Below are 25,072 nucleotides of genomic sequence, written 5' to 3' on the forward strand. Positions count from 1 at the left end.
TCCTTTTTATTTGTGATTTTTGACAGGGCTTGTGGGGTTATAGTAAGATAATACTATTCATTAGGAAGAACTGTATTCTAATCGGAACATAGCTAAAGCTGTTTCGCTGGAATACAGTTCTCTTTTTACATACAGAAATCAACCTTAAAGAAGCAATAAATTTAGTGTTGTAAAGTTAATGTATATAGTGTATAAATTATTTATGGAGGTATTCGATATGAAATCCAATAAAACTCTGATTTATGAATTTATTCACAAGTGTACTCATTCTGCGGCGGCAGAAGAGTTGGGCGGAGTATCTACCCAGTATATTTCTGAACGGCTGGGAATGCAGAGAACGAATATAAGCAGTATGTTGAATATATTGGTGAAAGAAGGAACGGTTGAAAAATTAAATGGAAGACCGGTACTGTATAGGGTGAAGCCTGATGCAGTTCATCTAAAAGGGGAGCAATCTTGTTTCAGTCAGTTGATTGGTTGTGATGGCAGTCTTAAAAGTGCTGTACAGCTTGCAAAGGCAGCCATTTTATATCCCAGACGAAGTTTACATTCTTTAATATTAGGTCCAGCCGGTTCCGGTAAAAGCTATTTTGCTAGTCTTATGTATCTCTTTGCCAAAGAAAATATGATTATAAAGGAGAATGCTCCGTATGTCCGTTTTAATTGTGTAAATTATAGTGACAATACAGGACAGATGGAGAAGGAACTTTTTGGAACGGAGGGAGAGAATATATTAAAGAGGGCAGAAGGAGGCGTGCTGTTCATAGACAACATTGAGTTACTGCCCGCTCATGCCAGAAACAGCTTGGTACGAATGGTTGAAAGTAATATGATAGAGTTAAATGGTGTCAGAAAGGAATTGAATGTAATTGTAGTATGTGCTATGAATGATACCGTAAGCCGAAGTGTAATTGAGAATTACAGCAAGTATTTTTTTATTAAAATAACGATACCTCCTCTTAGCTTAAGAGCCTTTAAAGAAAGATTTCAGATGATACAGCATTTTTTTACGATTGAGGCGGAGCGAAGCAATAAAACCATTCATATTAATCCTGAAATTTTGATAGGTTTACTACTTTATCAATGTGAGAATAATGTTAAGCAGCTAAAAAGAGACATTCAATTAAGCTGTGCCAATGCTTATGCAAGAGAATTTCACATTCAGAAAAAAGAAATTATGGTGCTTATGTCAGACTTTCCATATTATGTTCGGACAGGCTTTTTAAACCTTAAGAACCACAGGGCAGAAATCAAAGAAGTGATGTCAGAAGATTGCAGTTATGCATTCTCTAAAGAAAAAGCAACTTTAATTACACCTAATCTGGAACGTAATGGAAGAAAGAAGACTATGTATGACTGGATAGATGAAAAGGTCAATGAGCTTAAGGAACGGGGGATTGAAGAAGACGATATAAACTTTATATTGAGTGTTGATATTGAAAATGAATTCAAACAGTACAGCAAAAGACTGGGAGAACAGATTGTAGATAAGGAACAGTTATCCCAACTTGTGAATAAGCGGATTATTGAATTGGTAGGCGACTTTTTGGAAGAAGCAACGGGGAGATTTAATAAAGTGTATCCGGTGTCTGTTTTTTATGGATTATGTTTACATTTGAATTCCACACTGAATAAGCAGAATAAATCACAACGGTTAAGCAATGAACAGATTATGGAGATTATTAAGAACAACGGCAGTGAATATGGATATTGTCTTAAGTTCGTTGGAGCATTGGAGCAGGAATTTAAGATTAAACTGCCCATAGATGAGGTGGTCTTTCTAACTCTGTTTTTAACAAAAGAGCCAATGGCAGAGGAGACAAACCTACATCCGGTGGTTTTGATTGCACTTCATGGAGAAGCCGCAGCCAGATCAATCGTAGAAGTGGTAAACTTTATGAGCGGTTACCCAGCTTATTCCTATGATATGCCTATGGATAAAAGTACAGATACTGCTTACGAAGAGTTGAAGAAATTGGTTCTTAAAATTCATAAGGGAAAAGGGATTTTTGTGATTTACGATATGGGCTCCTTTAAGACCATGTTTGACATGATAGCTTCTGAAACCGGTGTTGAAATCAAGACGCTAGAAATACCTTTAACACTGCTGGCACTGGATTGCAGCCGTAAAGTCATGATCGGAATGTCGGTGGAAGAAATTTATAAGGATATGCTGGAAAGTTACCAGGGAATCCTTGAACACAAAGAAGATATGAGTTTAAGGATTAACAGTAAGAATGTAGTGCTGACCCTCTGTATGAGCGGTGAAGGTGCAGCAGTTCAGATAAAAAAGTATATTGAGAAGCATATACGGCCAAAGAATGTTGAAATCATAGCTCTTGCCATTTCAAATCACCAATTGCTGCTGGAGGAAGTCAATAAGATAAAAGAAAAGCACAATATTATCTGTGTGGTGGGTAGTTATGATCCTCAATTATTCGGAATCCGATTTGTATCTATAACGGATGTATTCCAAGAGGATTGTAAGGAATTAAAGGCTGTTTTAGAATTGTATGATAAAACAGAGCTTGTTAAGAATAAAGCAGATGATTATTTTGAGGTGATTTTTGACCATCTATCGGAAGAATTAAAGCTGATAGATGTTGAAAAACTCCGCATCCTATTACCGCTGGTTTTAAAAGAATTTCAGGGAAATTCAGGCTGCTATTTGATAAAGGAACAGGAGCTTGCACTTATGATTCACATAGCCTGCTGTATGGAACACTTAAAAGGCGGCTATGAGACACCTGCCAACCGGAATAAAAAAGAAGTCATTACTCAGAATACAGAACTGTACCGGACGTTAAAACAAAGTCTTAAAAAAGTAGAAAATGAGTTTGAGCTAGAGTTTGATGACAACGAAATAGCAAATATACTATCAATCATTAAGCTTTCAAAGGATGGAAAGCTCACGTAATAAAAAGATAACAAAAAAACAAATAAAATTTTTTGAATTTCTAGTGTATAATTTTCATACAAAGAGTGTTGCAAATAAGCCTTGTGTGTGGAGACACTATTTCAAAAAAGAGTGTGAGGATAAACACTAAGGGGAAACTCGCAAAGGTATAAAGTGAAAAGGGATATACGGTATGTAGAAGTGTATAAAAGAGCGTTGAAATCAAGGGTTTCACGCTTTTTTTATACTATTGACAGAAGTAGATACATCGTGTATTGTAGGGGTAGAGTATAAAGTGTATATTGTTCTTTGGAAGTTCAGGAGCAAACTTATACCGGTTCTCATACAACAGAATATACTTCAAAAGCAGTATGAAAGTGCATAAGCCAGAAGAGTCTTTTTGATTCTAGTCGACAGAGTCAAAAATATAAATAGGTATAAGAAAAAGCTGACTTTATGAATCTGCTGCTAAGTCTTTTAAGTAAGGCGTACGTTGGCCAATACGGTATTTACTGACAGTCACTGTATATTCTTTCTGTAAAATAAGTGGGTTTAGTAAAAATTATATCTACAGGAGGTTTATTCTTATGTCAAATTTTAAACAGTTTTTTGAACAAAAAGTAGTACCGGTTACCGGCAAGATGAGTTCAAATAAAATAATAAAGGCATTAACTAGTTCTATGATGGCTACTATGCCACTATCTTTAGGTACCAGTATTGTAGCAATCTTGGCAAACTTCCCAATTGCTTCTTGGACTAATTTTTTGGCAGCTCATGGAATCAATGTCCATGCAACGGCAATCATTGGTGGTACGACGCAAATTATGGGGCTGTTCCTGGCATTTTTGGTGGCTTATAATTATACAAAACTCTTGGGTGAAGATGCAATTACAGGTGGTGTATTATCCCTTGGTACGTTTATTATACTTATGCCTCAAACCTATGCACTTGCTGATGGTGCTTCCTTAAGTGTACTGCAATTAAAGTACCTTGGCAGTTCAGGTATATTTGTATCTATGATTGTAGGTATATTAATTCCATGTTTGTACTGTTTTTTGCAAAAAAAAGGTTTTGTGATAAAGTTTCCGGATAGTGTTCCCGAGATGATAACAAAGTCCTTAAGCCCGACTTTTATAGCGATGATTGTGTTCATTGTAGTATTTGGTGTTCGTATCGCCTTTGGATATACCCCATACGGAAATATATTTGACTTTATTAATAACACCGTTGGACAACCTATTATGTTATTAGGTTCTTCTCCGATTTCCCTCATAATGGTATATGCCATCGGAAATCTGTTCTGGTGTTTCGGTATTCATCCAGGCTCTGTACTTACCTTTTATACACCGGTAATATTAACAGTAATTACAGGTAATATTGAAGCTTTTCAGAAGGGAAGCCCATTGCCTTATTTAACCTTTATTATAGTTTACACCTTTATTATGCTTGGTGGTACCGGCAGTACATTAGGGTTGGCCTTTGATATGTTCTTGTTTTCAAAATCTAAACGCTTTAAAGCCTTAGGAAAATTAGCAATTATACCGAACATATTTAATATTAATGAACCGTTAATTTTCGGTACGCCAATTATTTTCAACCCTATTTTTATCATACCTATGATAGCAACTCCATTTTTAAATGGCGGTATTGCCATATTGCTAGTTAAATTGGGAGCATACAGCACCTATAACCCGACTATAAAAATGCCTTGGACAATGCCTGCACCTATAACCGCACTGATACAGACTGGTGTATGGGCATCACTTGGTGTATGCCTCGTCATTGTCGCAACGGCAATTTTATACTATCCATTCTTTAAGTTTGCAGATAAACAGGCAGTCAAAGAAGAAATGCAGGAAGAGACTGCGCAGGCAGTATAAAAACGAACCGAACGAATAAAACTGTTTTCCGGAGGTTATAAGACGGTTCCTCTGCCGGAAGATATATTAAAATACATTCCGGCAAGGCATTGTCTTACACGTTCAGGTAAAAGAAAAAGGAGAGAAGAAAAATGATACATGTATTATTATGTTGTTCCAACGGTATGTCTACCAGTATTCTGGTCAAGAAAATGCAGGCGGCTGCTTTAGAGAAGGGAATGGAAGCTGAAATTTGGGCTGTGTCAAAGGTTGACTTGCCGGCACATATGGATAAAGCGGATATTATTTTATTAGGCCCTCAGATTCGATTTGCTTTAAATGAGATAAAGAATGAAGTTGGGGAAAGTAAGCCGGTAGATGTAATTGATATAATGGATTATGGTACCATGAACGGAAGCAAGGTATTAGATCTTGCATTACAAAAACTAGGGAAGTAACGAAAGGGGTATATAGATGGAAGAACTGGAATTACTTTGCTTTGAAATTATATCCTCTGTAGGGGCATCACGTTCCTGTTATGTAGAGGCAATACAAGCGGCAAAAAAAGATGATTTTGAAAAAGCTGCCGAATTATTGGATGAAGGCAGAAAGCATTATCGTGACGGACACTTAAAACACGCTTCCTTGATTCAGAAAGAAGCGGCAGGAGGTAAAACAGAATTCTCCATTCTGTTAGTACATGCAGAAGACCAGATGATGAGTGCAGAGGTGTTGGAAATATTTGCACAGGAACTTGTTGAATTATACAATAAGAAATAGCAGCTCATGTTACGATAGATAAAAAGGAGAATAGATATGACAGGAAAGTTTCCGGAAGGCTTTCTCTGGGGTGGAGCGGTTGCTGCAAATCAGATTGAAGGCGGCTTTGGTTTCGGTGGAAAAGGAATCAGTACGGCAGATGTAGCCACTGCCGGAGCAGTTGATAAGAAAAGAGAATATACCGATGGAATCGTTGAAGGAATATATTATCCTTCCCATGAAGCGATTGATTTCTATCATAGATATAAAGAGGATATTAAGCTGCTTTCAGAAATGGGCTTTAAATGTTTTAGAACCTCTATTGCTTGGTCAAGAATATTTCCTAAGGGCGATGAGGCAGTACCCAATGAAGAAGGTTTACAGTTCTATGATGCTGTGTTTGATGAATGCTTAAAGTACAATATTGAGCCAGTTGTTACAATTTCACATTATGAAATGCCATATCATTTGGTAACGCAATACGGTGCCTGGAGGAATAGAAAACTCATTGCATTTTATATAAATTTCTGCAAGGTCATATTTGAACGCTATCAAAATAAAGTAAAGTACTGGATGACGTTTAATGAAATCAATGTAATTGCATACCAGTCTTTTATAGCAGCAGGGATAAAGCTTGAGACAGGGGAGCGAAAAGAAGAGGTTATTTATCAGGCCGCCCACCATCAATTCATAGCCAGTGCAAAAGCAGTTGCTCTGGGACACGAGATAAATCCGGATTTCAAAATCGGCTGTATGCTATTGTATCCCCTTACTTATCCAATGACCTGTAATCCAGAGGATGTACTCCTTGCCAATGAAGCCATGAATAAAAATTATTATTTTTCAGATGTTCAAGTTAGAGGAGCTTATCCCAACTTTATGAAAAAATATTTTGAAAGAAATAATATCAACATAACAATGGAAGCAGGAGATGCAGAAATTTTAAAGCAGGGAACGGTAGATTACGTAGGCTTTAGTTATTATATGTCTCTGGTTGCAAGTTCCGATAAGGAAAAAGGCGGTGACGCTGCGGGTGGAAATATGGTAAGAGGAGGCGCAAATCCCTATTTAGAAACCTCAGAATGGGGATGGCAGATAGACTCAGTAGGTCTTAGAATTGCCTTAAATAATCTATATGACCGTTACCAAATCCCCCTTTTCATTGTGGAAAATGGTCTTGGGGCAATTGATAAAGTGGAAGAGGATGGTTCTATACAGGATGATTACCGCATTGAATATCTAAGGCATCATATTATGGAGATGAAAAAAGCGGTGATTATAGATGGTGTTGAACTTATGGGTTATACGCCTTGGGGTTGTATTGATTTAATCAGTGCCGGTACTGGCGAGATGAAGAAGCGTTATGGTTTTGTCTATGTGGATAAAGACAATGCGGGGAACGGCAGTCTTAAAAGATACAAAAAGAAAAGTTTTCATTGGTATCAGAAAGTAATTGCCAGCAACGGAGAAGATTTGGAATAAATTGATAAAGCAGCCATTATACCGGGTAAAAAGCGGAATTTTGGCTGCTTTTTGTTATCTGTCGTGTCTGCTTACCCTGGCTATGGGAAAGGTTATGGCAAAAGGTTCTGCCTTAATCACTGCAATTGGTTTAATACCTGAAATGTCAGGAAATAAGTCGCCGTTAATCTTTATCGTATCTATTTTAGCAAGTCTTCCTTTGCCGTTGCCAAAAAAGCGGGTGTAGTAATATTTGCCGTTTTGTTCCTGCACGAGGGGGAAGGGAAGAAAGCGGGTTGTAATGGGAAAAGAGGGGCCAAAGGAACTAAGGGTAATATCAGCGGCTGTGGTACCTGCCACGGAGATTCTAATACGCTCCTTGTTTTTATGAATGGCTTTAAATTTGAAATCGGCCTGTTCCTTTTTAATACCCCAGTTTTTTTTCCCGTTCACAACACTCTTCATAGTAGAAACATAAATTTTACTTATGGTGTTCAGCTTTTTACCCTGGTGGTTGAATTTTCCTGGAATAAAAAGAAGTTCTCCGTAAGGACCTGCATTAGAAGAAGCGTAGTCAACCAGCATAACACTGCCCAGGCCGCCTGCAAACTTATTTTCTAAATAAGCTGGTACGTTTGCATTCTTTTTTATAAAATCTTTGTCAAATTTATAAAGAAAAATATACCCCTTTCCGTTTAGGTTCCAGGGTGCGGGAAAGAATTCCATATTAAATATCTCCTTTCTTTTTTAACCAGTTCTTAAAGCGCATATATTCAACATAAGTATACAATCGGGTAATTATAGGCAGAAGCCTGCCAACTGTTAAAGTAAGAATAAACAGTCTTGAGGTATAGATGCTGTTTTTCTTTTTCTTTATTCCGTTGAGAATAGAGGAGGCAACTGCTTTAGAGCTTTGGCTGGGATGGGGAACCGGACTGTTACCAGCCTGTTTAAAAAAGGCAGTACGGGTTGCTATTGGATAAACCACCTGAAATATCTGCCCCCTTTCCAGTTCGTAGCGATAAGCATCTGCAAAACCACGAATCGCAGCTTTTGTGCTGCTATAAAGGGCATACCCGGGAAGTGAAAGGTGAGCCATACCACTGGCGGTAGTTATAAATTGATAGGGCATATGCTCATGAATTTCGTTCATCTTTTGAGCGCAATACAGAACACTTAAGGTATTGGTCTGAAAGATAGTACTTAGGTGGGACCAGTCTGGCGTTGCTAGTTTTTCATAATAAGCAAAACCTGCATTCGCCACAAAGATGTCAATCGTACCCATAATGGCCAACGCATTTACAAACAATCTGTCTAATTCCTCAGGCTTTGATACATCACAGGATAGAACATGGAGTCTTTGGGATTTTAGTTTAACAGGCTCATGATTCTTTACAACGGCGACTACAGTGCATTTTTCAGCTAATAGCTTTTTCACCAGTTCAAACCCGATACCCGATGAAGCACCGGTAACAACCACTTTTTTATTGCGCAGATTCATAGTACCTTCCTTTCTTAACGCATTAGATACTAACAATAGTTTATTCTATGATAGTCTCTGTATCAGTTAAGTTTAACAATTCATCTAAGTTTGAAATTGAATGTAAAAGTGTGCGCAGGCTGTTCTCTGAAAGTTTGTCAAATTGAGCGCATACAGTTTTATAATTATAAGCTTCTATATCTTCTAATTTTGACTTGCCGGCTTTTGTTATATATATATTTACAATCCTTTTGTCAGTATGTCCGCTTTCTCTGGAGGTAAGACCTGCCTTTTCCAGTCTGGTAAGCATTCTGCTGATAACAAATTTTTTGACACATAGTTTGTCTGAAAGTTGTGTGATGCAGATACCTGGATATCGCACCAATAGTTGCAGAAGATACACTTCGTCCCAGGCAATCCCAAATAAATCGAATTCTCTTTTTTCAAAGAGATAGATACTTTTTAGAAATGCAAAGAGTGCAGCATCAACTGTTTGCCGGTCGATTGTATTGTTCATAGGGACCTCCTTTTTATAAGATTTATTTAGTATGTGTTTCTGATATTAAAATTAACATATTTAGTTGCAAAATGCAACTAAAATCTGAAAATCAATAAAATACATCTGGAGGTGTATGAAACGATGCAAGTCCCTTTGCAGGAGAGTGGCCTAAGAATTTAGTGTAGGCACGATAAAACGAGGAGTAGTCCAAAAAACCTGCTTCTAGTGCAGCTTCACCTGCATTGCTGCCATTTATGATTAGCTGCTGGGCATAAATTATGCGTTTGTACAGTAAATAATCATATACCGTGGTTCCGGTTGCTTTTTTAAAAACTTTGTTTAAGTGATGTTTGCTGATAAAAAAACGTTCTGCAATAGCGTCGAGACGAAATGGTTCGGTCAAATGACTGTTTAAATAAGAGATGATTTTGGATACTGTCTCGGAACTGTTATAATCAGCTTCTGCTGCTGATTGAGACAGGCTCATTATAGTAATTTGGGACAACAGGGCTTCAACATAAACCGGAAGCAGCTGTTGTTGTAATTCAGGGCTTGTCTTAGCAACTTCAGCAAAGGACTGAAAGAATGAGTTGATACGGTATTCTTCTGAATAAGGATAGAAAATCTCCTTGCCATCATATCTGCCAATGGGGGGGAAGGCAGAGAGCAAAACATGTCTTCGTTCAAGGGATAGGACATCCGGATAAAAATGCAGAACATATCTTTGATAAGGCTTAGCGCTATTAATTTTAAGCCCATGAAATACATTGGGAGATAAAAGCAAAAGACTGTTCGGCGTCAGATGGTAGCCTCGGTCTTCCACCAGGTAATCGGCATCACCGTCTAAAAAAAAGTAAATTTCGTACATGTTATGACAATGGATGTAATATTCTTTCGTTGCAGTTTCGCTGACAGAATGAGCGAATGAAACCCTGTCACTTTGAAGTTTTGATATAATATTCATAGTTGACCTCTTTTATAAGATTGTAACCTATTGTAATTTCTATTAGTATATAGATATATCGCTATATTTGCAATATAAAGAAATGTATTTGCAATCGCTTTCTATAAAAAAAAATCTATAATAGGATTTAGAGAAACCTGTAACTCAATCTAACGAATGTTTGTTTTAAGCATACCGCAAACTAGCTTGTGACATGCAATGAGCTACTACCAAATACGGCATTATGATAGAAGGTTGAAAGAAAATATAAGTTAGAGAGGCTGCCACAAAACAATTCTTTCAACGGATTCTATTTGTGGCAGTATCACGGGAAATCTGTGATATGAAATGGGGATAAAGATGAAAAATATAAAATTAGGCATTATCGGCATTGGGAATATGGGCAGCGGACACTGTAACAGTATTTTAGAAGGAAAAGTGCCGCTGATAACAATTTCCGCAGTTGCCGATAAAAGAGAAGTAAGGAGAACTTGGGCAAAGGAAAATTTGCCGAAGGAAGTTGCCATCTTTGAAGAAGGTGATGCACTTATTGCATCTGGATTATGCGATGCAGTACTAGTAGCTACTCCTCATTATGAACATCCAAGCCTGGTAATAAAGGCGTTTAAGCAGGGGCTCCATGTTTTGTGTGAAAAACCAGCGGGGGTTTATACCAAGCAGGTACGGGAAATGAATGAGTCAGCAGAAAAGCATAATCTGGTATTTGCCATGATGTTTAACCAAAGAACGAATCATGTATATAGAAAAATGCATGAACTGGTACATGGGGGAGAGTTAGGTGCAATAAAACGGGTTAACTGGATTATCACGGACTGGTACCGTACCCAAGCTTACTATGATTCCGGTGACTGGAGGGCTACCTGGGAAGGAGAAGGCGGAGGCGTGTTGCTAAACCAATGCCCTCACAATCTGGATTTACTTCAATGGATATGCGGCATGCCAAAGAAAGTCATGGCAGTGTGCCATAACGGTAAATGGCACGATATTGAGGTAGAGGACGATGTAACAGCTTATCTGGAATATCCAAACGGAGCGACAGGAGTATTTATTACCAGTACAGCAGATGCTCCCGGTACGAACCGGTTTGAAATTGACTTGGAGAAAGGAAAATTAGTTTGCGAAGAAGATAAGCTGACTTTATATAAGCTGGATGTAAGTGAGAGAGAATACTGTTTTGCTGCAAGAGAAGGCTTTAAAAAACCTGACGGACAATTTATAGAGCTTATAACTGACGGCTGCAATCCACAACATATAGGAGTAATGAGAGCTTTTGCTGATAGAATTCTTTATGGAACACCTCTTGTTGCAGAGGGGGTGGAAGGGATTCATGGACTTATGCTCTCCAATGCCATGCATCTGTCTAGTTGGCTTAATAAACCAGTAACGCTTCCCTTTGATGAGGAGTTATTTCTGGGCGAGCTGAATAAACGTCGTAAAGACTCCAAATATAAAAAGACAGTTAAAGAAATTACCTTTGATTTAGACGGCAGTTACGGATCAAAGTAACAGTCATGCAATAGGAGCTAGATTGATAGAAAGGATGCCAAGACAAGATTTTAACTTGTTTTGATTGTGGCAGTATCGCAGTTGTGATACAGGGTGGGATAAGTATGAATACAGCAATCATCGGATGCGGAGCCATAGCAAAAGTCCATGCGCAGTGTGTACAAAAGTTAGCAAATCATAAACTCTCCGCATTTGCAGATACGGTAGAGACAAGAGCAGAACAGTATGCAGCCCTATATCATGGAAAGGCTTATCAGTCCTTAGAGGAAATGCTTGAGAAAGAGAAAATAGATATTCTTCATATCTGCACCCCCCATTACCTGCATGTACCTATGGCGGTGTATGCTTTGGAACGTGGTGTTAACGTGTTTATGGAGAAGCCTCCGGTTATAGTAAGGGAACAGCTGGAGCAATTAGAAAAGGTACAAACCGGAAAACAGTTGGGATTCTGTTTCCAGAACCGATATAATCCGAGTGTTATTCAGGTGAAAGAACTGCTGGAATCTGGTAAGGCAGGAGACATATACGGTGCAAGAGGTATCGTTACTTGGAACCGGAGCAGTAGTTATTATACCCAGAGTGACTGGAGGGGACGTATTAAGACAGAGGGCGGAGGAGCACTTATTAACCAGTCCATTCATACCCTTGATTTACTTACTTATTTTTTAGGAACTCCAGTTTTAGTGGACGCAGTGAAAGCGAATCATCATTTAAAGGCAGCTGTGGAAGTGGAAGATATGATGGAGGCTTTTATACGTTTTGAAGGAGGAAGGAGTGCCTGTTTTTATGGAACAACGGCGTACGTAGAGGATGCACCGCCCCTGATTGAGATTGTTTGTGAAAAGCTAACCATACGTATCGAGAATTCTTATGTAACCTATTATTATAAGGACGAAAGTGTAGAAACCCTCGATATAAAAAGCAGGGAAGGTCTTGGAAAACATTACTGGGGTGCCGGACATTTTGACTGTATTAAGGACTTTTATTATTGTGTGGAGAAAGAAGAAGTGTTTACCCTTGGTTTAAGCAAAATGAAGGATACCATAAGGCTAATGCTTAGCATGTATGAATCAGCTGATACAGGTAAGGAAATAAATCTGAAAGAAGTCTAAGGTTACATGTAGCTATGTTAGAGTTGAGATTATAGTGGATAAGAAAAGGAGAAGTAAAAATGTTAAAGAATGCCCAAATTACCGGATTTGCAGATGAAATCCATTCGGATATAAAGATACAGGTAAGGTTGTTAAAGGAACTGGGAATTGACTTTTTGGAACTTCGCAGTGCCAACGGCAAAAGCATTGCATCTTACACTAAGGAAGAGGCAAAGGCATTGAAAGAGTATCTTTCAGAGCAGAAAATACAAGTGTCAGCGCTTGGCTCTCCTATTGGCAAGATATCTATAACAGAAGAGTTCGAACCACATTTTAAGGTATATCAAAATGTGGTGGAAATTGCTAAAATTATGGAAACTCCAAATATTCGCATGTTCAGTTTTTATATACCTAATCAGGAAGAGCCAGAAAAATATCAGGATATAGTTTTTGATAGAATGGAACATTTGGTAAGTTATGCCCGGAAAGAAAGTGTAATTCTATTGCATGAGAATGAAAAAGATATCTACGGTGATACAGCCTTTCGTTGTAAACAGCTGTTTGACAGGTTTTACGGAGAGCATTTTAAAGGTACTTTTGATTTTGCTAATTTTGTACAGTGTGGGCAAGATACATCAGAAGCCTATGAACTGTTAAAGTCTTATATTGCATACATCCACATTAAAGATGCTTTATTTGCCACCGGTCAGGTTACACCGGCCGGCGAAGGAGATGGTATGGTGAGAGAGATTTTAGAGAAGCTTGATAAGATGGGGTATGAGGGCTTTTTAAGTCTAGAGCCTCATTTGGCAGATTTTTCAGGACTAAAGAATCTGGAAAAGAATCCGTTGACAAAGAACATATCAAGTGGCGAAGCAGCTTTTACCATTGCCTACGAAGCATTAAAAAAGATATTGATTTAATTTGGAAGAAAGTATAAAATATTACCATAAAATTACTTAATAAACCATTCAGAATCCTCATAAGTGTTGTGACTACAATACATATGGGGATTTTAAGCGTCAACGATAAGATATGGGGGAAACTATGATTAAGGTATTTTTGGTAGAAGATGAAATTGTAATTAGAAATAGTATTCAAAAGATGATTCCCTGGCAGGAACATGGCTATGAACTTGCCGGCGAGGCGGCGGACGGAGAGATTGCCCTTCCCCTTATTCGTATGGTAAAACCGGATGTTTTGATTACGGATATTAAAATGCCCTTTATGGATGGGCTGGCTTTAAGTAAGCTTGTAAAAAAGGAGCTGCCGGAAACGAAAATTGTTATCATAAGCGGCTACGATGATTTTGAATATGCAAGACAGGCTATCTCTCTCGGTGTGGAGCGATATCTGCTTAAGCCAATTAGTCGGGGGAGTTTTATTGAGGTGCTTAAGGAGATTCGAATAAAGCAAGAAGCAGAATTGGAACAAAAAAGTTATTATGAAAAATTTAGGAATGAATTGCAGGAGTTTGAACAGCATGCAAGAAGGGATTTATTCGAAGCCATGGTTTCCGGGCATGTTGCTACACGGATAATCTATGAAAAGGCGGAAAAACTCCGTATTGACATAACCGCACAGTGCTATAATATCGTATTATTTTCGATGAATTCCAATGAAAAGGATCAGATATTTTATAATACGTATTCGCAGGAAACTGCTGATTTACAGATTCGTTTGGAACAGATATTTCCGAACAGACCGGATTATATACTCTTTTGTAACCAGCCATTTAGCTACGCAGTTTTGATTAAAGGGAAGAGAGAGACTATTAACAGACTGACAAAAGAGTGTGTAAATACACTGCAAGAATTTTTTAAGGCAGGCAGTAAGCAGGTGGATTGGTTTATCTGTACCGGACAGTCTGTAGAGCGGATCAGTGCTCTTGCCAGTTGTTATCAATGTGCTATGAGTATATTTGCATCCAGATTTTTGAGTAAATCCAGGACAAATTCAGAACATATTCATTATGAAAATGACAACACACCTTTATCGGAGGAGATGGATATAAAAAATATTGATTCCAGTATTATTAATACAGCAATTATTCTGGACTTTCTAAGTCATGCATTAGAGGAAGAAGTGAATAATTTTGTAACGAATTACTTTAAGATGATTGGAGAGGAGGCTGTTAAGTCTAGAATTTTCAGACAGTATATTCTGCTAAATGTGCACTTTTCCACCGTTTCCTTTATTCAGAAGCTAGGATTTTCTAAAGAGGAATTAGATTATTATTTACCGGAGGTTTGCTCAGAAGTGGTGACTTCTCCACAGTATGCTATGGAACTAATTAAAAATATTTTAAAAAAAGGCATCAGACTCAGGGAAGAGAGCATCAGAAGCCGGTACAAGAGTGTAATTGACGTGGCAACGGATTATATACATAAGAACTACATGGACGATAGCCTGTCACTGAATAAGGTTGCTTGTGCTGCCAATGTCAGTGCCAATCACTTTAGTGCCATATTCAGTCAGGAGAAAAAGAAGACTTTTATTGAATATCTGACAGAACTGCGCATGAACAAGGCAAAGGAACTGCTTCGCTGCACAGATATGCGCTCCGGGGAAATCGCTTTAGAAGTTGGTTATAAAGATTCACACTATTTCAGTTTTTTATTTAAGAAAACCCAGGGATGTACGCCCAGTGATTACCGCAGTAAAAAGGGAGGGATACCATGGGAATTTTAAAGTTTAATAATTATCAAAAAGTAAAAAGTGTGAGCTTAAGTATTAAATTAAGAAAAATTATTTTTATTATGCTTCTTCCCTTGATTTTTTGGATTCTGGTAGCTCTGATTATATTTGGATTTTATGAAAATAAGGTGGCTAAACTCACCCACAACGTTACTATCAGCAGTAAATTCAATATGGATTTTAAGGGAGCAATTGATTTGAAAATGTATCATTATACCGTTGGCAGCAAACAGCAGACAACTCTCCCTACTTCGGATGTGAAGGATGCCATTGCATTGGCTGAATCATTAAAGCGTACAACGGATTGTAAGGAAAGTCGTAAGGCACTGCAGAATATTTTGGAGTATTGCAATAACTTGCAGGAAAAAATGCATATGATAGCAGAAACCAAAGAGTATGATAGCAGGCAGCTGCAATTAGAAAATAACATCTATGTTTTGACACGGCTTATACAGGGGAAAATGATAGATTATATCTACTATGAGGCAGGATATATGGCAGTATTGGAAGAGAACATGCGTCATGATATAAAAATAGTTATAGTACTCGCTTTTTTATTTGTATGTGGTTCTATATCTTTTTTGCTTACCTTTGGAATCCGGTTTTCAAAAAGCATAACAGTCCCCATAAGTAAGCTCTGTCATAACGTAAATCAAGTGGGACAAGGTGAATTTTCTATTCCAGAAGTGAATTCTAGTTATATAGAGATTGCACAGCTCAATACAGGCATTCAGCATATGGCTATGAGAATTGGCATCTTACTTGAAAATGTAAAAGAGGAAGAAAAGCTACAGCACAAGACGCAATTGCAGCTTCTACAGGCTCAAATTAATCCTCATTTTTTATACAATACCCTGGATGCAATTGTATGGCTGGTAGAATCTGTACAGCAGGAAGCAGCAGTAACGATGCTTACTAATTTATCCGTTTTTTTCAGAACTATATTGTCAAAGGGTAATGATATCATAAGTCTAAAAGAAGAGATTATGCATACCAAAAGTTATCTTGACATACAGGCGGTACGGTACCAGGATATTTTAGAATATGATATTTCATTGCCGGAGGAATTAGAGCAGATTAAAGTTCCTAAGCTTACTTTACAGCCATTAGCAGAGAATGCTCTATATCATGGGGTAAAAGAAAAAAGAGGAAAGAGTGCTATAACCATTCAATGTTATAAACAGGAAAAAAACATTATCTTGGCCGTATCCGATAATGGTATTGGAATAAATACAGACAAGCTTAGGACAATAAAAGAAGGACTTGTAGGGTCAAAACATGACGGCTTTGGACTTACCGCAGTACATGAGCGGATAAAACTGTATTTTGGAGACAGTTTTGGGCTAAAGATTGCATCAGCTTACGGCACTGGTACAACGGTTACAGTTACAATACCTGAAAATTTTCAACTATAATCGTAAGAAATTCAACTAAAATAAAAGACCATAAATTATCAAACTCAATGGATAAGATAATAAATGGATGTTTGGTTATAAATTTATATAATTAGGAGTATGAATTACCAATAAAAAATGAGGAGGTTATATTATGAAATCAAAAATCAAATTCAGGTTACTTGCTGCCTTTATGACAGTATGCATGCTGCTTACCCTGACGGCATGCGGGAATACTTCGAAATCTACAAGTAGCACAGAGGACACAAAAACAGATACCGGCAGCGGAGATTTAATAACGGTTGGCTTCTCACAGGTAGGTGCGGAATCCGATTGGAGAACTGCCAATACAGAATCTATGAAGTCTACCTTTAGTGAAGAAAACGGATATGAGCTTATCTTTGATGATGCGCAGCAAAAACAGGAAAATCAGATTGCAGCAATCCGAAATTTTATCCAGCAGGAAGTTGATTACATAGTTTTAGCACCTGTTACAGAAACAGGGTGGGATACTGTATTACAGGAAGCAAAAGATGCAGGAGTTCCGGTAATTATTGTTGACCGTATGGTAAATGTATCTGATGACAGCTTATATACAGCTTGGGTTGGATCTAATTTTGAACTGGAAGGAAAGAAGGCAGCCGCCTGGCTTTATGCTTACCTACAAGCAGCCGGTAAAGGGGAAGAGCCTGTAAATATCGTTGATATTCAGGGGACTATCGGTGCCTCTGCCCAGATAGGGCGTACTGCCGGACTGGAAGCCGCTGTTTCAGAACACAGTAACTGGACACTGCTTGCTAAAGTCTCCGGGGAGTTTACTCAAGCAAAAGGTCAGGAAGTCATGGAATCCTTATTAAAGCAATATGGGGATCAGATTGATGTTGTGTATTGTGAAAATGACAATGAAGCTTTTGGAGCCATTGATGCCATTGAAGCTGCCGGCTATAAGGTGGGGGCCGACGGTGACATGATTGTTATGTCCTTTGATAGTACAAATGCAGGCTTAACAGAAACTTTAAACGGTAAGATTATTTGTAATACGGAATGTAACCCACTTCATGGACCAAGAGTGCAGGAAATCATACAGACGCTGGAAAAAGGCGAGACAGTGAATAAACAGGAATATGTGGATGAAGGTATCTTCTCCTTTGATGGAGCTGTGTCAGTTATTAGCGTAGATGGTGCAGAATATCCTGTAACCAAGGTTACAAAAGAGGTAATAGAATCCAGAGCGTATTAAGCGTAAGTTTAAAGTGAAAATAATATAAGGTTAGGGTGCGATATAGAAAATTCAAACGGATGGACTGTATCGCATTTTTCTAACTAAATACTGAAAGTGTGTGACCGGATTTATATTGTCATAAGAAAGCAGGTGTAAGTGATATGAATCAAAACATTGTATTGTCCATGACAAGCGTCAGTAAAAGTTTTCCCGGGGTAAAGGCATTAACAAAAGTGAATTTTTTCCTTAGAAGAGGTGAAATACATGCTTTAATGGGAGAAAACGGAGCAGGAAAGTCAACCTTAATTAAGGTATTAACAGGTGTTTATGAATTAGAATCTGGTGAAATACACATGGCAGGAATCCATAAACCTATTGTGAACCATTCCCCTAAAGAAGCGCAGGAAAATGGGATTAGTACCGTATATCAGGAGGTAAATCTCTGTCCGAACCTGACGGTAGCAGAGAATTTATTCATTGGAAGAGAACCTAAAAAAGCAGGATTCATAGACTGGAAAGCCATGAACCGGCGGTCTGAAGAAGTATTAAAAAGACTTGCTATTGAGGTGTCACCGCTACAAATGTTAGAAGAGTGTTCTATAGCATTACAACAGATGATTGCTATAGCCAGAGCCGTTGATATGAAATGTAAGGTACTGATTTTGGATGAACCGACCTCATCCCTGGATGAAGAAGAAGTTGAAAAATTATTTCTTCTTATGAAACACCTGCGAAGCGAGGGAGTGGGAATTATATTTGTCACTCATTTTCTGGAACAGGTTTATGCAGTCAGTGACCGTATAACAGTTTTAAGAAACGGAGAGCTGGTAGGTGAATACGAAACCACGAATCTGCCACGCCTTAAGCTGGTTGCGAAAATGATGGGAAAGGATTTTGATGATCTGGCAGATATAAAAGGAGAACAGGCAGGTATAAAAACAGAAGAAGCTCCCCTAATTAAAGCAATTGATTTAGGACATCAAGGTACAATTAAGCCTTTTTCACTCTCAATAAACAGAGGAGAAGTAATCGGGCTGACAGGGTTGTTGGGTTCCGGACGTTCTGAACTTGTCCGTACTATTTATGGTGCTGATAAAGCCGATAGCGGAAACCTTTTGATAAACGGAAAAGAAGTAAAGATACGCACCCCTCTGGATGCCATGAAGTATGGCATAGGATATTTACCCGAAGATCGAAAAAAAGAAGGAATTATACAGGATTTATCTGTACGGGAGAATATTATGATTGCAATGCAGGCTAAGATGGGACTGTTAAAGCCAATGAAACGGAAAGAGATGGAGGAAGCAGCAGATAGGTACATTGATATTCTTCAGATAAAAACAGCGAATAGGGAAACACCCATAAAAAATCTGTCCGGCGGAAATCAGCAAAAGGTAATTATTGGAAGGTGGCTGCTTACCAATCCTGAATACCTGATACTGGATGAGCCAACCAGAGGGATAGATATAGGTACTAAAACACAGATTCAGAAGTTGGTGCTTGAGCTTGCAAAAGAAGGGAAGGCGGTAACGTTTATATCCTCCGAAGTTGAAGAAATGCTCCGTACCTGTTCCAGGATGATAGTGTTAAGGGACGGGGAAAAAGTTGGGGAGATACAAGGGGATGGTTTAACACAGGAAAACATAATGAAGATGATAGCAGGAGGAGATAGGACGGATGAAAAAGATGAAAGAAATTAAGATAACCGTAAAAAATATAACGGAGCATCGTTTATTTATGCCCTTTCTCTGCCTGGCAGCGGTATTACTTGTGAATGTACTAAAGACACCGGACTTCTTTCGGATATCTATGAATAACGGAGTTTTGTATGGATATCTTGTGGATATTGTAAACCGTGCTTCAGAACTTGTTATACTGGCAATTGGTATGACCCTTGTAACAGCAGCTTCCGGAGGGCAGGATATTAGTGTTGGAGCTGTAATGGCTGTCTCAGCAGCGGTATGCTGTCAGATATTATCTGGTGGAAAGGTTTCGGCTAATACGTTTGAAAATCCATTTCTTCTTGCCGTTCTTATGGCATTGGCAGCAGCTTTGTTATGTGGTGCTTTTAATGGCTTTCTGGTTGCAAAGTTACATATTCAGCCCATGGTAGCTACTCTGATATTGTATACGGCCGGCAGAGGCGTTGCACAGTTGATTACGAAAGGGCAGATTACTTATGTGCGTGTTGAAAACTACAAAATTCTGGGAGGTTATATCGGAAATTGTCCGGTACCGACACCTGTGTTCTTTGCAGTAGCAGCGGTATTAATTGTATATCTGGTTCTCAACAAAACAGCTCTTGGACTCTATATTGAAAGTGTTGGCGTGAACGGCTTGGCCTCAAGACTGGTGGGGCTTAATTCCACCAGAATTAAGTTTCTTACCTATGTCTTATGCGGAGGGTTGGCAGGCTTTGCAGGTATAGTTGCCTCCAGCCGTATCTATTCTGCGGATGCTAATAATATCGGACTGTATCTGGAGATGGATGCCATACTGGCAGTAGCTTTAGGAGGAAATATTTTAAGCGGCGGCAGGTTCAGTTTGTTTGGCTCTGTAATTGGAGCATACACCATACAGGCATTAACTACAACCTTGTATGCCATGAATGTATCCGCAGACCAGCTTCCGGTTTATAAGGCGGTCGTCGTTATAATTATTGTTGTACTACAAAGTGCGGTATTTAAGAAACATATCACAGAATTAAGAATGAAAAAAAGCGTGAGTATAGAAAGCGGGCGGTAAGGATGGAAAAAAATAAAACAAAAATTAAGCGAAGCGGCAATGCATTCTTACTGATGATAACAATTGCATTGTTTCTGGTAATGTATATAGTGGGGATGGTGGTATTTCAGGATAAGGGTTTTGCAAAGCCTCAGATGTTTTTAAATCTGTTTATATCCAATGCCGGGCTTATTGTGATAGGTTGTGGAATGACGCTTGTTATGATAATCAGAGGGATTGACATATCCGTAGGTTCTGTGACGGCACTAGTTTGTATGTCATCGGCCTATGTTATGGAGAATAAGGGGATTAATGCCTATTCTGCTCTGGTGATTTCATTATTAATAGGTATTTTATTTGGGATTGTCCAGGGATATCTGATAGCGTATCTTAAGATACAACCTTTTATTGTTACGCTGGCTGGTATGTTTTTTGGACGCGGCATGACAGCAGTTATTAGTACCGAGATGATATCCATAAAAAATAACCTGTTCTTAAAATGGGCTAATTATAAAATCTATCTGCCCTTCGGTTCTGTAAATAAAAAAGGTGTCTATCAGCCAGCATATATTTATCCTACTGTAATTGCTGCACTGCTAATAGTCGTATTCATAACGGTCTTGCTAAAATACACAAAATTCGGCCGAAAACTATATGCTATAGGCGGTAATGAGCAAAGTGCCTTAATGATGGGAATCAATGTAAGGAAAACAAAGCTTATGGCATACATATTGGAGGGACTTTTAGCAGGACTTGGGGGTTTTCTTTTTTGTTTAAACAGCAGTGCCGGATTCGTGGAACAGGCGAAGGGAATGGAGATGGATGCAATATCTGCTGCTGTTATAGGAGGCACATTGCTAAGCGGAGGCGTAGGTACCGTGATTGGTACTTTATTCGGTGTATTAATAAAAGGTACCATTACAAGCCTGATTACGACTCAGGGAACGTTATCTAGTTGGTGGGTTCGGATTGTTCTGTCAGCACTTCTTTGCTTCTTTATAGTTTTACAGTCCTTAATAGGGGCCTCCAAGAAAAAGAAAAACGCCTTAAGTTTAATTCGGTAATATCCTCAAGGTATGCGCTTTTTGAGCCCTATTGTATAGTAAGTATAGAAAGGATATACAGCGGCATGTTTGAAAGGTCGCAGATGGGAGCTAAAAATGCATGAAATTTCCCTTGAGGGCGTAAAAAAATATTTGGATTCGGTACTTATCCTTAAAAATGTTACTTTTCTGGTAACAGAGGGGGAGAAAGTGGCGATTGTAGGAGAAAACGGGTGTGGTAAATCCACTATACTAAAACTGATAGCTGGCATCTTAAAATTGCATCATTGTGCCGGTTATCCCTATGCCCCGATTCCGCCGGGATTTGATGAGGGATGGGTAAAGGTCTCTAAGGACACGGTTTGTGCCTATCTGGAACAAATTCCACAGTATGGCAGCAGACTAAAGGTGATAGATGTCTTAAATCTTAGCTTTAAAGAAGTACATGATTTAGAAGCAAAGCTGCATCAAATGGAACAGAGCATGGTGTATCTCACAGGTAAAGATTTAAAGACAGCCTTAGAAAAGTATGGAGAATTAGTGCAACTATATGAATTAAAGGGTGGTTATTCCATCGAAGAAAAAATAAGTAAAATCTGTAAGGGTTTGAACTTCACAGATAGTTTCTTGCAGCAGGATTTTGACCAGCTAAGTGGCGGCGAAAAGACCACAGTAGCGCTTGGTAAATTGCTTATTGATGCACCGGATGTATTATTATTAGATGAGCCTACCAATCATTTGGATATAGAATCTGTTGAATGGTTAGAGGAATATGTAAAAAGTTATAAAGGAATTGTAATCGTTGTTTCTCATGACAGATATTTTCTGGATAATACGGTAAATAAGGTAATCGAAATAGAGGATAAGGTAAGTCATGTCTATTTTGGGAATTATTCGGAGTATATCAGACAAAAAGAGGAGAATATTCGCCTTCAATATAATAGGTATAAGGAACAAAAAAAGAAAATTAGCAGTATGGAACAATCTGTAAAGGAGTTAAAGGAATGGGCAAAAAAGGCGGACAATAATAAGTTTGTAAAAAGGGCTGCAAGTATTCAAAACAAATTGGATAAGTTGACACCGCTTAATAAACCTGTAGTAAACCGGCAGAATCTTAAGCTTACCATGAATGAAGGGGAACGTTCCGGCAAAATTGTTATAAAGGCTTTAAATCTATCAAAAGTTTTTGAGAATAAGACAATTTTACAGCAGGCAGAAGTATTGGTACAGTATGGAGAGCGGATAGCATTAGTCGGGCCGAATGGCTGCGGAAAAACTACCTTTCTTAGAATGTTACTGGGGGAACTGCAGCCGGATGAAGGAATATTGACTTTAGGTGCTGGTGTCAGGAGTGCTTATTTACCTCAGAATTTGATTTTTGAAGATGAGGAACTTACGGTACTGGATTATTTTCGGGAGGATACGGTAGTTTCTGAGGGACAAGCAAGAGACCGTCTGGCAAAATATAAATTTTACGGCGGCAATGTATATAAAAAAATAAAACTTTTGTCAGGTGGAGAAAAGGTTCGTTTAAAGCTATGCAAACTGCTGTTTCAGGAGCTTAATCTTATTATACTGGATGAACCTACGAATCATCTGGATATGATATCCATAGAAAGCATTGAAGCGGCTCTTTCAGAGTTTAAAGGAACTATATTTCTCATATCCCATGACAGGTATTTTATTAATAAAATGAGTCAGAGAATTCTTGCCATTGAAGATTACAGCATTAAAAGTTATCTGGGTAATTATGATGATTATAGATTACAAAGAGAGAGAGCCGAGAATGGACAGGAAAAGAAAGAGCAGCCGGTTCAAGAGAAGATTATTAAAACAATAGATGTCAAAAAGTCTGAAAAAGCGAATTTTAAAAAGAAACAGCCCCTGGAAAAAGGTAAAGCAGATAGTAAAAAGCGGGAGGAAAAAATAGAATTACTTGAAAAACAATTAAAAGAACTTGATAAGGATATAGAGAAGGACACGTCTGATTATGAAAGATTAAGTAAGTTGTATCAGGTGAAGAAAGAACTTACTGATGAAATAGATGCCCTTCTAGAAGAATGGATAGATGACCCGTTTTGTACACAATAATGGTAATAGGATTACTAACTTTCATGGATACAAAACGGGTAAATGCCTCTTCAGGTAGTGGGTTAATTGAAGATTATAACTGGTTATTTTCATTTAACGGCAGTATTTTATACTGAGAAGTTATACACATAAAGAGCTGGGGATACCAGGTCATAATATTCCAGATGCCAACACCGGATAAATTGAAATCCGGAACAAATTTTAAGGAAATATTGTAACTTCTAACATCCCAGAAGCGCACCAGATATTCATCGCCTGAATAAAAATGAAAGGAAGCAGTATTGGTGATGGCGTCATATACAATATGGGCATTATTCTGAGAAGCCAGTTCAATAGCGGCTCGGTAGCTGATAGCCATACCCTTTGTAGAGCCTGATATAAAAGGTAACTTCCAGACGTATCCTTGCAAAGGGATACCAATAGAGGTTTTAGCAGGAGGAACCAGCTCAGTAAACTCAGATATGATTTCTCGGAGGCTTTCTGTACAGAGTGAGCCAAGGGGAGTACCTTCAGAATAACCAAATTCATAAACAATCAAGGTAATTCCTGTCAATTCCTTTGCCAATAATCCATAATCGAATCCAATGATAGGAGTCTCAAAAGTATCCAGTACTTGATAGCCGGCGTCTGTTACGTGTTCAAGCAATCGTAAGGCATGCTTTCTATAACGTTCACGGTAGGTCGGATGGATGTAAGGCGTGTGAAAACTTACACCGTGATATCCCTTTGTTTTCAGGATAAGAAGAATCTGTTCAATAAACCTATCCTCAATGGTCTTGTCTGATATAATTGAATTTACGATATCCATTGCTTCTTCGGTATTATTAGAACCGGGTATAATCATCATTATGGGGGCTGTACCATAGGCTTTGGCCAGTCCGATAATATCCTCATCTTCCAGATTGCTTAAGTCACCAAAAGAAGTAACACTGTAGCTGTATATGGTAATATAAGTAAGGTAGGGCAAGGTTTTTTTTAAGACATTTTTGTCAATATAAGGGTAGGCAAATCCATTGGTAGCAATAGTGTGTCCTTTCTTTTCCCGAAAACTTATTACAATTTCATCACCCGGATACAAAATCTGCTTATCAGATAATTCCGGATTGTTTCTTAGAAGTTCTATTACAGTAGTGCGGTAAGAATCAGCAATCTGTGCCAAAGAATCTCCTTCTTTGACGGTATATATTATTTCAGGTATTAGTATGATGAGGCTTTCACCTATTACCAGTGCTTCCGTATCTGCTAAATTATTATATATTTTTAATCTGTTTGCTGATATACCATAGTATTCTGCAATGGAATCAACGGTATCTCCAGGTTTTACAACATGAATAATCATAGCTGCCCTCGAAAGGTTTTGTTTCATTATATGTATTCAATTCCCAG

The 25,072-nt window shown here is 38.3% G+C and carries 20 protein-coding genes; 15 read left to right on the forward strand and 5 right to left on the reverse strand.

Annotation, left to right across the window (positions count from 1 at the left end; all coding sequences use genetic code 11):
• Window positions 1–217 precede the first annotated feature (217 nt).
• From acsn021_RS07540 to acsn021_RS07560, 5 genes are all read left to right on the forward strand, one after another.
• The gene (locus acsn021_RS07540; RefSeq protein ID WP_184093554.1) at window positions 218–2,917 is read left to right on the forward strand and encodes a PRD domain-containing protein; all 2,700 of its coding nucleotides are present in this window, start codon (window positions 218–220) and stop codon (window positions 2,915–2,917) included.
• Window positions 2,918–3,483: 566 nt separating this feature from the next.
• Window positions 3,484–4,776 (forward strand): PTS sugar transporter subunit IIC, encoded by a 1,293-nt coding sequence (locus tag acsn021_RS07545; protein WP_184093555.1) that lies wholly within the window; start codon window positions 3,484–3,486, stop codon window positions 4,774–4,776.
• 131 nt (window positions 4,777–4,907) lie between these two features.
• Window positions 4,908–5,213 carry a PTS sugar transporter subunit IIB gene (locus acsn021_RS07550; RefSeq protein WP_184093556.1) on the forward strand — a complete coding sequence of 102 codons (306 nt, stop codon included), beginning with the start codon at window positions 4,908–4,910 and terminating at the stop codon, window positions 5,211–5,213.
• Between the two features lie 16 nt (window positions 5,214–5,229).
• The gene (locus acsn021_RS07555) at window positions 5,230–5,535 is read left to right on the forward strand and encodes a PTS lactose/cellobiose transporter subunit IIA (protein WP_184093557.1); all 306 of its coding nucleotides are present in this window, start codon (window positions 5,230–5,232) and stop codon (window positions 5,533–5,535) included.
• A 36-nt stretch (window positions 5,536–5,571) separates the two neighbouring features.
• Window positions 5,572–6,996, forward strand: coding sequence for a 6-phospho-beta-glucosidase (locus acsn021_RS07560; protein WP_184093558.1), 1,425 nt, complete (start codon window positions 5,572–5,574; stop codon window positions 6,994–6,996).
• Window positions 6,997–7,050: 54 nt separating this feature from the next.
• Here acsn021_RS07560 and acsn021_RS07565 read toward each other — a convergent pair whose 3' ends face one another.
• From acsn021_RS07565 to acsn021_RS07580, 4 genes are all read right to left on the reverse strand, one after another.
• Window positions 7,051–7,701, reverse strand: coding sequence for an acetoacetate decarboxylase family protein (locus tag acsn021_RS07565; protein WP_184093559.1), 651 nt, complete (start codon window positions 7,699–7,701; stop codon window positions 7,051–7,053).
• Between the two features lies 1 nt (window position 7,702).
• The gene (locus acsn021_RS07570) at window positions 7,703–8,476 is read right to left on the reverse strand and encodes an SDR family NAD(P)-dependent oxidoreductase (RefSeq protein ID WP_184093560.1); all 774 of its coding nucleotides are present in this window, start codon (window positions 8,474–8,476) and stop codon (window positions 7,703–7,705) included.
• Window positions 8,477–8,516: 40 nt separating this feature from the next.
• Window positions 8,517–8,972, reverse strand: coding sequence for a MarR family winged helix-turn-helix transcriptional regulator (locus acsn021_RS07575; RefSeq protein WP_184093561.1), 456 nt, complete (start codon window positions 8,970–8,972; stop codon window positions 8,517–8,519).
• Between the two features lie 91 nt (window positions 8,973–9,063).
• Complete coding sequence (locus acsn021_RS07580) at window positions 9,064–9,918, reverse strand: helix-turn-helix transcriptional regulator (protein WP_184093562.1); 855 nt, start codon at window positions 9,916–9,918, stop codon at window positions 9,064–9,066.
• Window positions 9,919–10,257: 339 nt separating this feature from the next.
• On the opposite strand from acsn021_RS07580, the gene acsn021_RS07585 reads away from it, so the two are divergent.
• From acsn021_RS07585 to abc-f, 10 genes are all read left to right on the forward strand, one after another.
• Complete coding sequence (locus acsn021_RS07585) at window positions 10,258–11,424, forward strand: Gfo/Idh/MocA family protein (RefSeq protein ID WP_184093563.1); 1,167 nt, start codon at window positions 10,258–10,260, stop codon at window positions 11,422–11,424.
• Between the two features lie 104 nt (window positions 11,425–11,528).
• Complete coding sequence (locus tag acsn021_RS07590; protein WP_184093564.1) at window positions 11,529–12,536, forward strand: Gfo/Idh/MocA family protein; 1,008 nt, start codon at window positions 11,529–11,531, stop codon at window positions 12,534–12,536.
• 59 nt (window positions 12,537–12,595) lie between these two features.
• A complete protein-coding gene (locus tag acsn021_RS07595; protein ID WP_184093565.1) occupies window positions 12,596–13,438 on the forward strand; it encodes a sugar phosphate isomerase/epimerase family protein in 843 nt (280 codons plus the stop codon).
• Window positions 13,439–13,562: 124 nt separating this feature from the next.
• Window positions 13,563–15,206, forward strand: coding sequence for a response regulator transcription factor (locus tag acsn021_RS07600; RefSeq protein WP_184093566.1), 1,644 nt, complete (start codon window positions 13,563–13,565; stop codon window positions 15,204–15,206).
• Complete coding sequence (locus tag acsn021_RS07605) at window positions 15,194–16,627, forward strand: sensor histidine kinase (protein WP_184093567.1); 1,434 nt, start codon at window positions 15,194–15,196, stop codon at window positions 16,625–16,627. Before acsn021_RS07600 ends, acsn021_RS07605 begins: the two co-directional genes overlap by 13 nt.
• 133 nt (window positions 16,628–16,760) lie before the next feature.
• The gene (locus acsn021_RS07610) at window positions 16,761–17,846 is read left to right on the forward strand and encodes an ABC transporter substrate-binding protein (RefSeq protein WP_184093568.1); all 1,086 of its coding nucleotides are present in this window, start codon (window positions 16,761–16,763) and stop codon (window positions 17,844–17,846) included.
• Between the two features lie 143 nt (window positions 17,847–17,989).
• Complete coding sequence (locus tag acsn021_RS07615; RefSeq protein WP_184093569.1) at window positions 17,990–19,528, forward strand: sugar ABC transporter ATP-binding protein; 1,539 nt, start codon at window positions 17,990–17,992, stop codon at window positions 19,526–19,528.
• On the forward strand, window positions 19,515–20,573 hold the full coding sequence (locus acsn021_RS07620) for an ABC transporter permease (RefSeq protein ID WP_184093622.1): 1,059 nt from the start codon (window positions 19,515–19,517) through the stop codon (window positions 20,571–20,573). The genes acsn021_RS07615 and acsn021_RS07620 overlap by 14 nt, the downstream gene beginning before the upstream one ends.
• Window positions 20,574–20,575: 2 nt before the next feature.
• Window positions 20,576–21,616 carry an ABC transporter permease subunit gene (locus acsn021_RS07625; RefSeq protein WP_184093570.1) on the forward strand — a complete coding sequence of 347 codons (1,041 nt, stop codon included), beginning with the start codon at window positions 20,576–20,578 and terminating at the stop codon, window positions 21,614–21,616.
• Window positions 21,617–21,712: 96 nt separating this feature from the next.
• Window positions 21,713–23,686 carry a ribosomal protection-like ABC-F family protein gene (gene abc-f / locus acsn021_RS07630; RefSeq protein WP_184093571.1) on the forward strand — a complete coding sequence of 658 codons (1,974 nt, stop codon included), beginning with the start codon at window positions 21,713–21,715 and terminating at the stop codon, window positions 23,684–23,686.
• A 73-nt stretch (window positions 23,687–23,759) separates the two neighbouring features.
• Here abc-f and acsn021_RS07635 read toward each other — a convergent pair whose 3' ends face one another.
• Window positions 23,760–25,025, reverse strand: a complete 1,266-nt coding sequence (locus acsn021_RS07635) for a LysM peptidoglycan-binding domain-containing protein (RefSeq protein ID WP_184093572.1) — start codon at window positions 25,023–25,025, stop codon at window positions 23,760–23,762.
• Window positions 25,026–25,072: the final 47 nt, after the last annotated feature.

The sequence above is a fragment of the Anaerocolumna cellulosilytica genome (assembly GCF_014218335.1).
GTDB lineage: Bacteria > Bacillota > Clostridia > Lachnospirales > Lachnospiraceae > Anaerocolumna > Anaerocolumna cellulosilytica.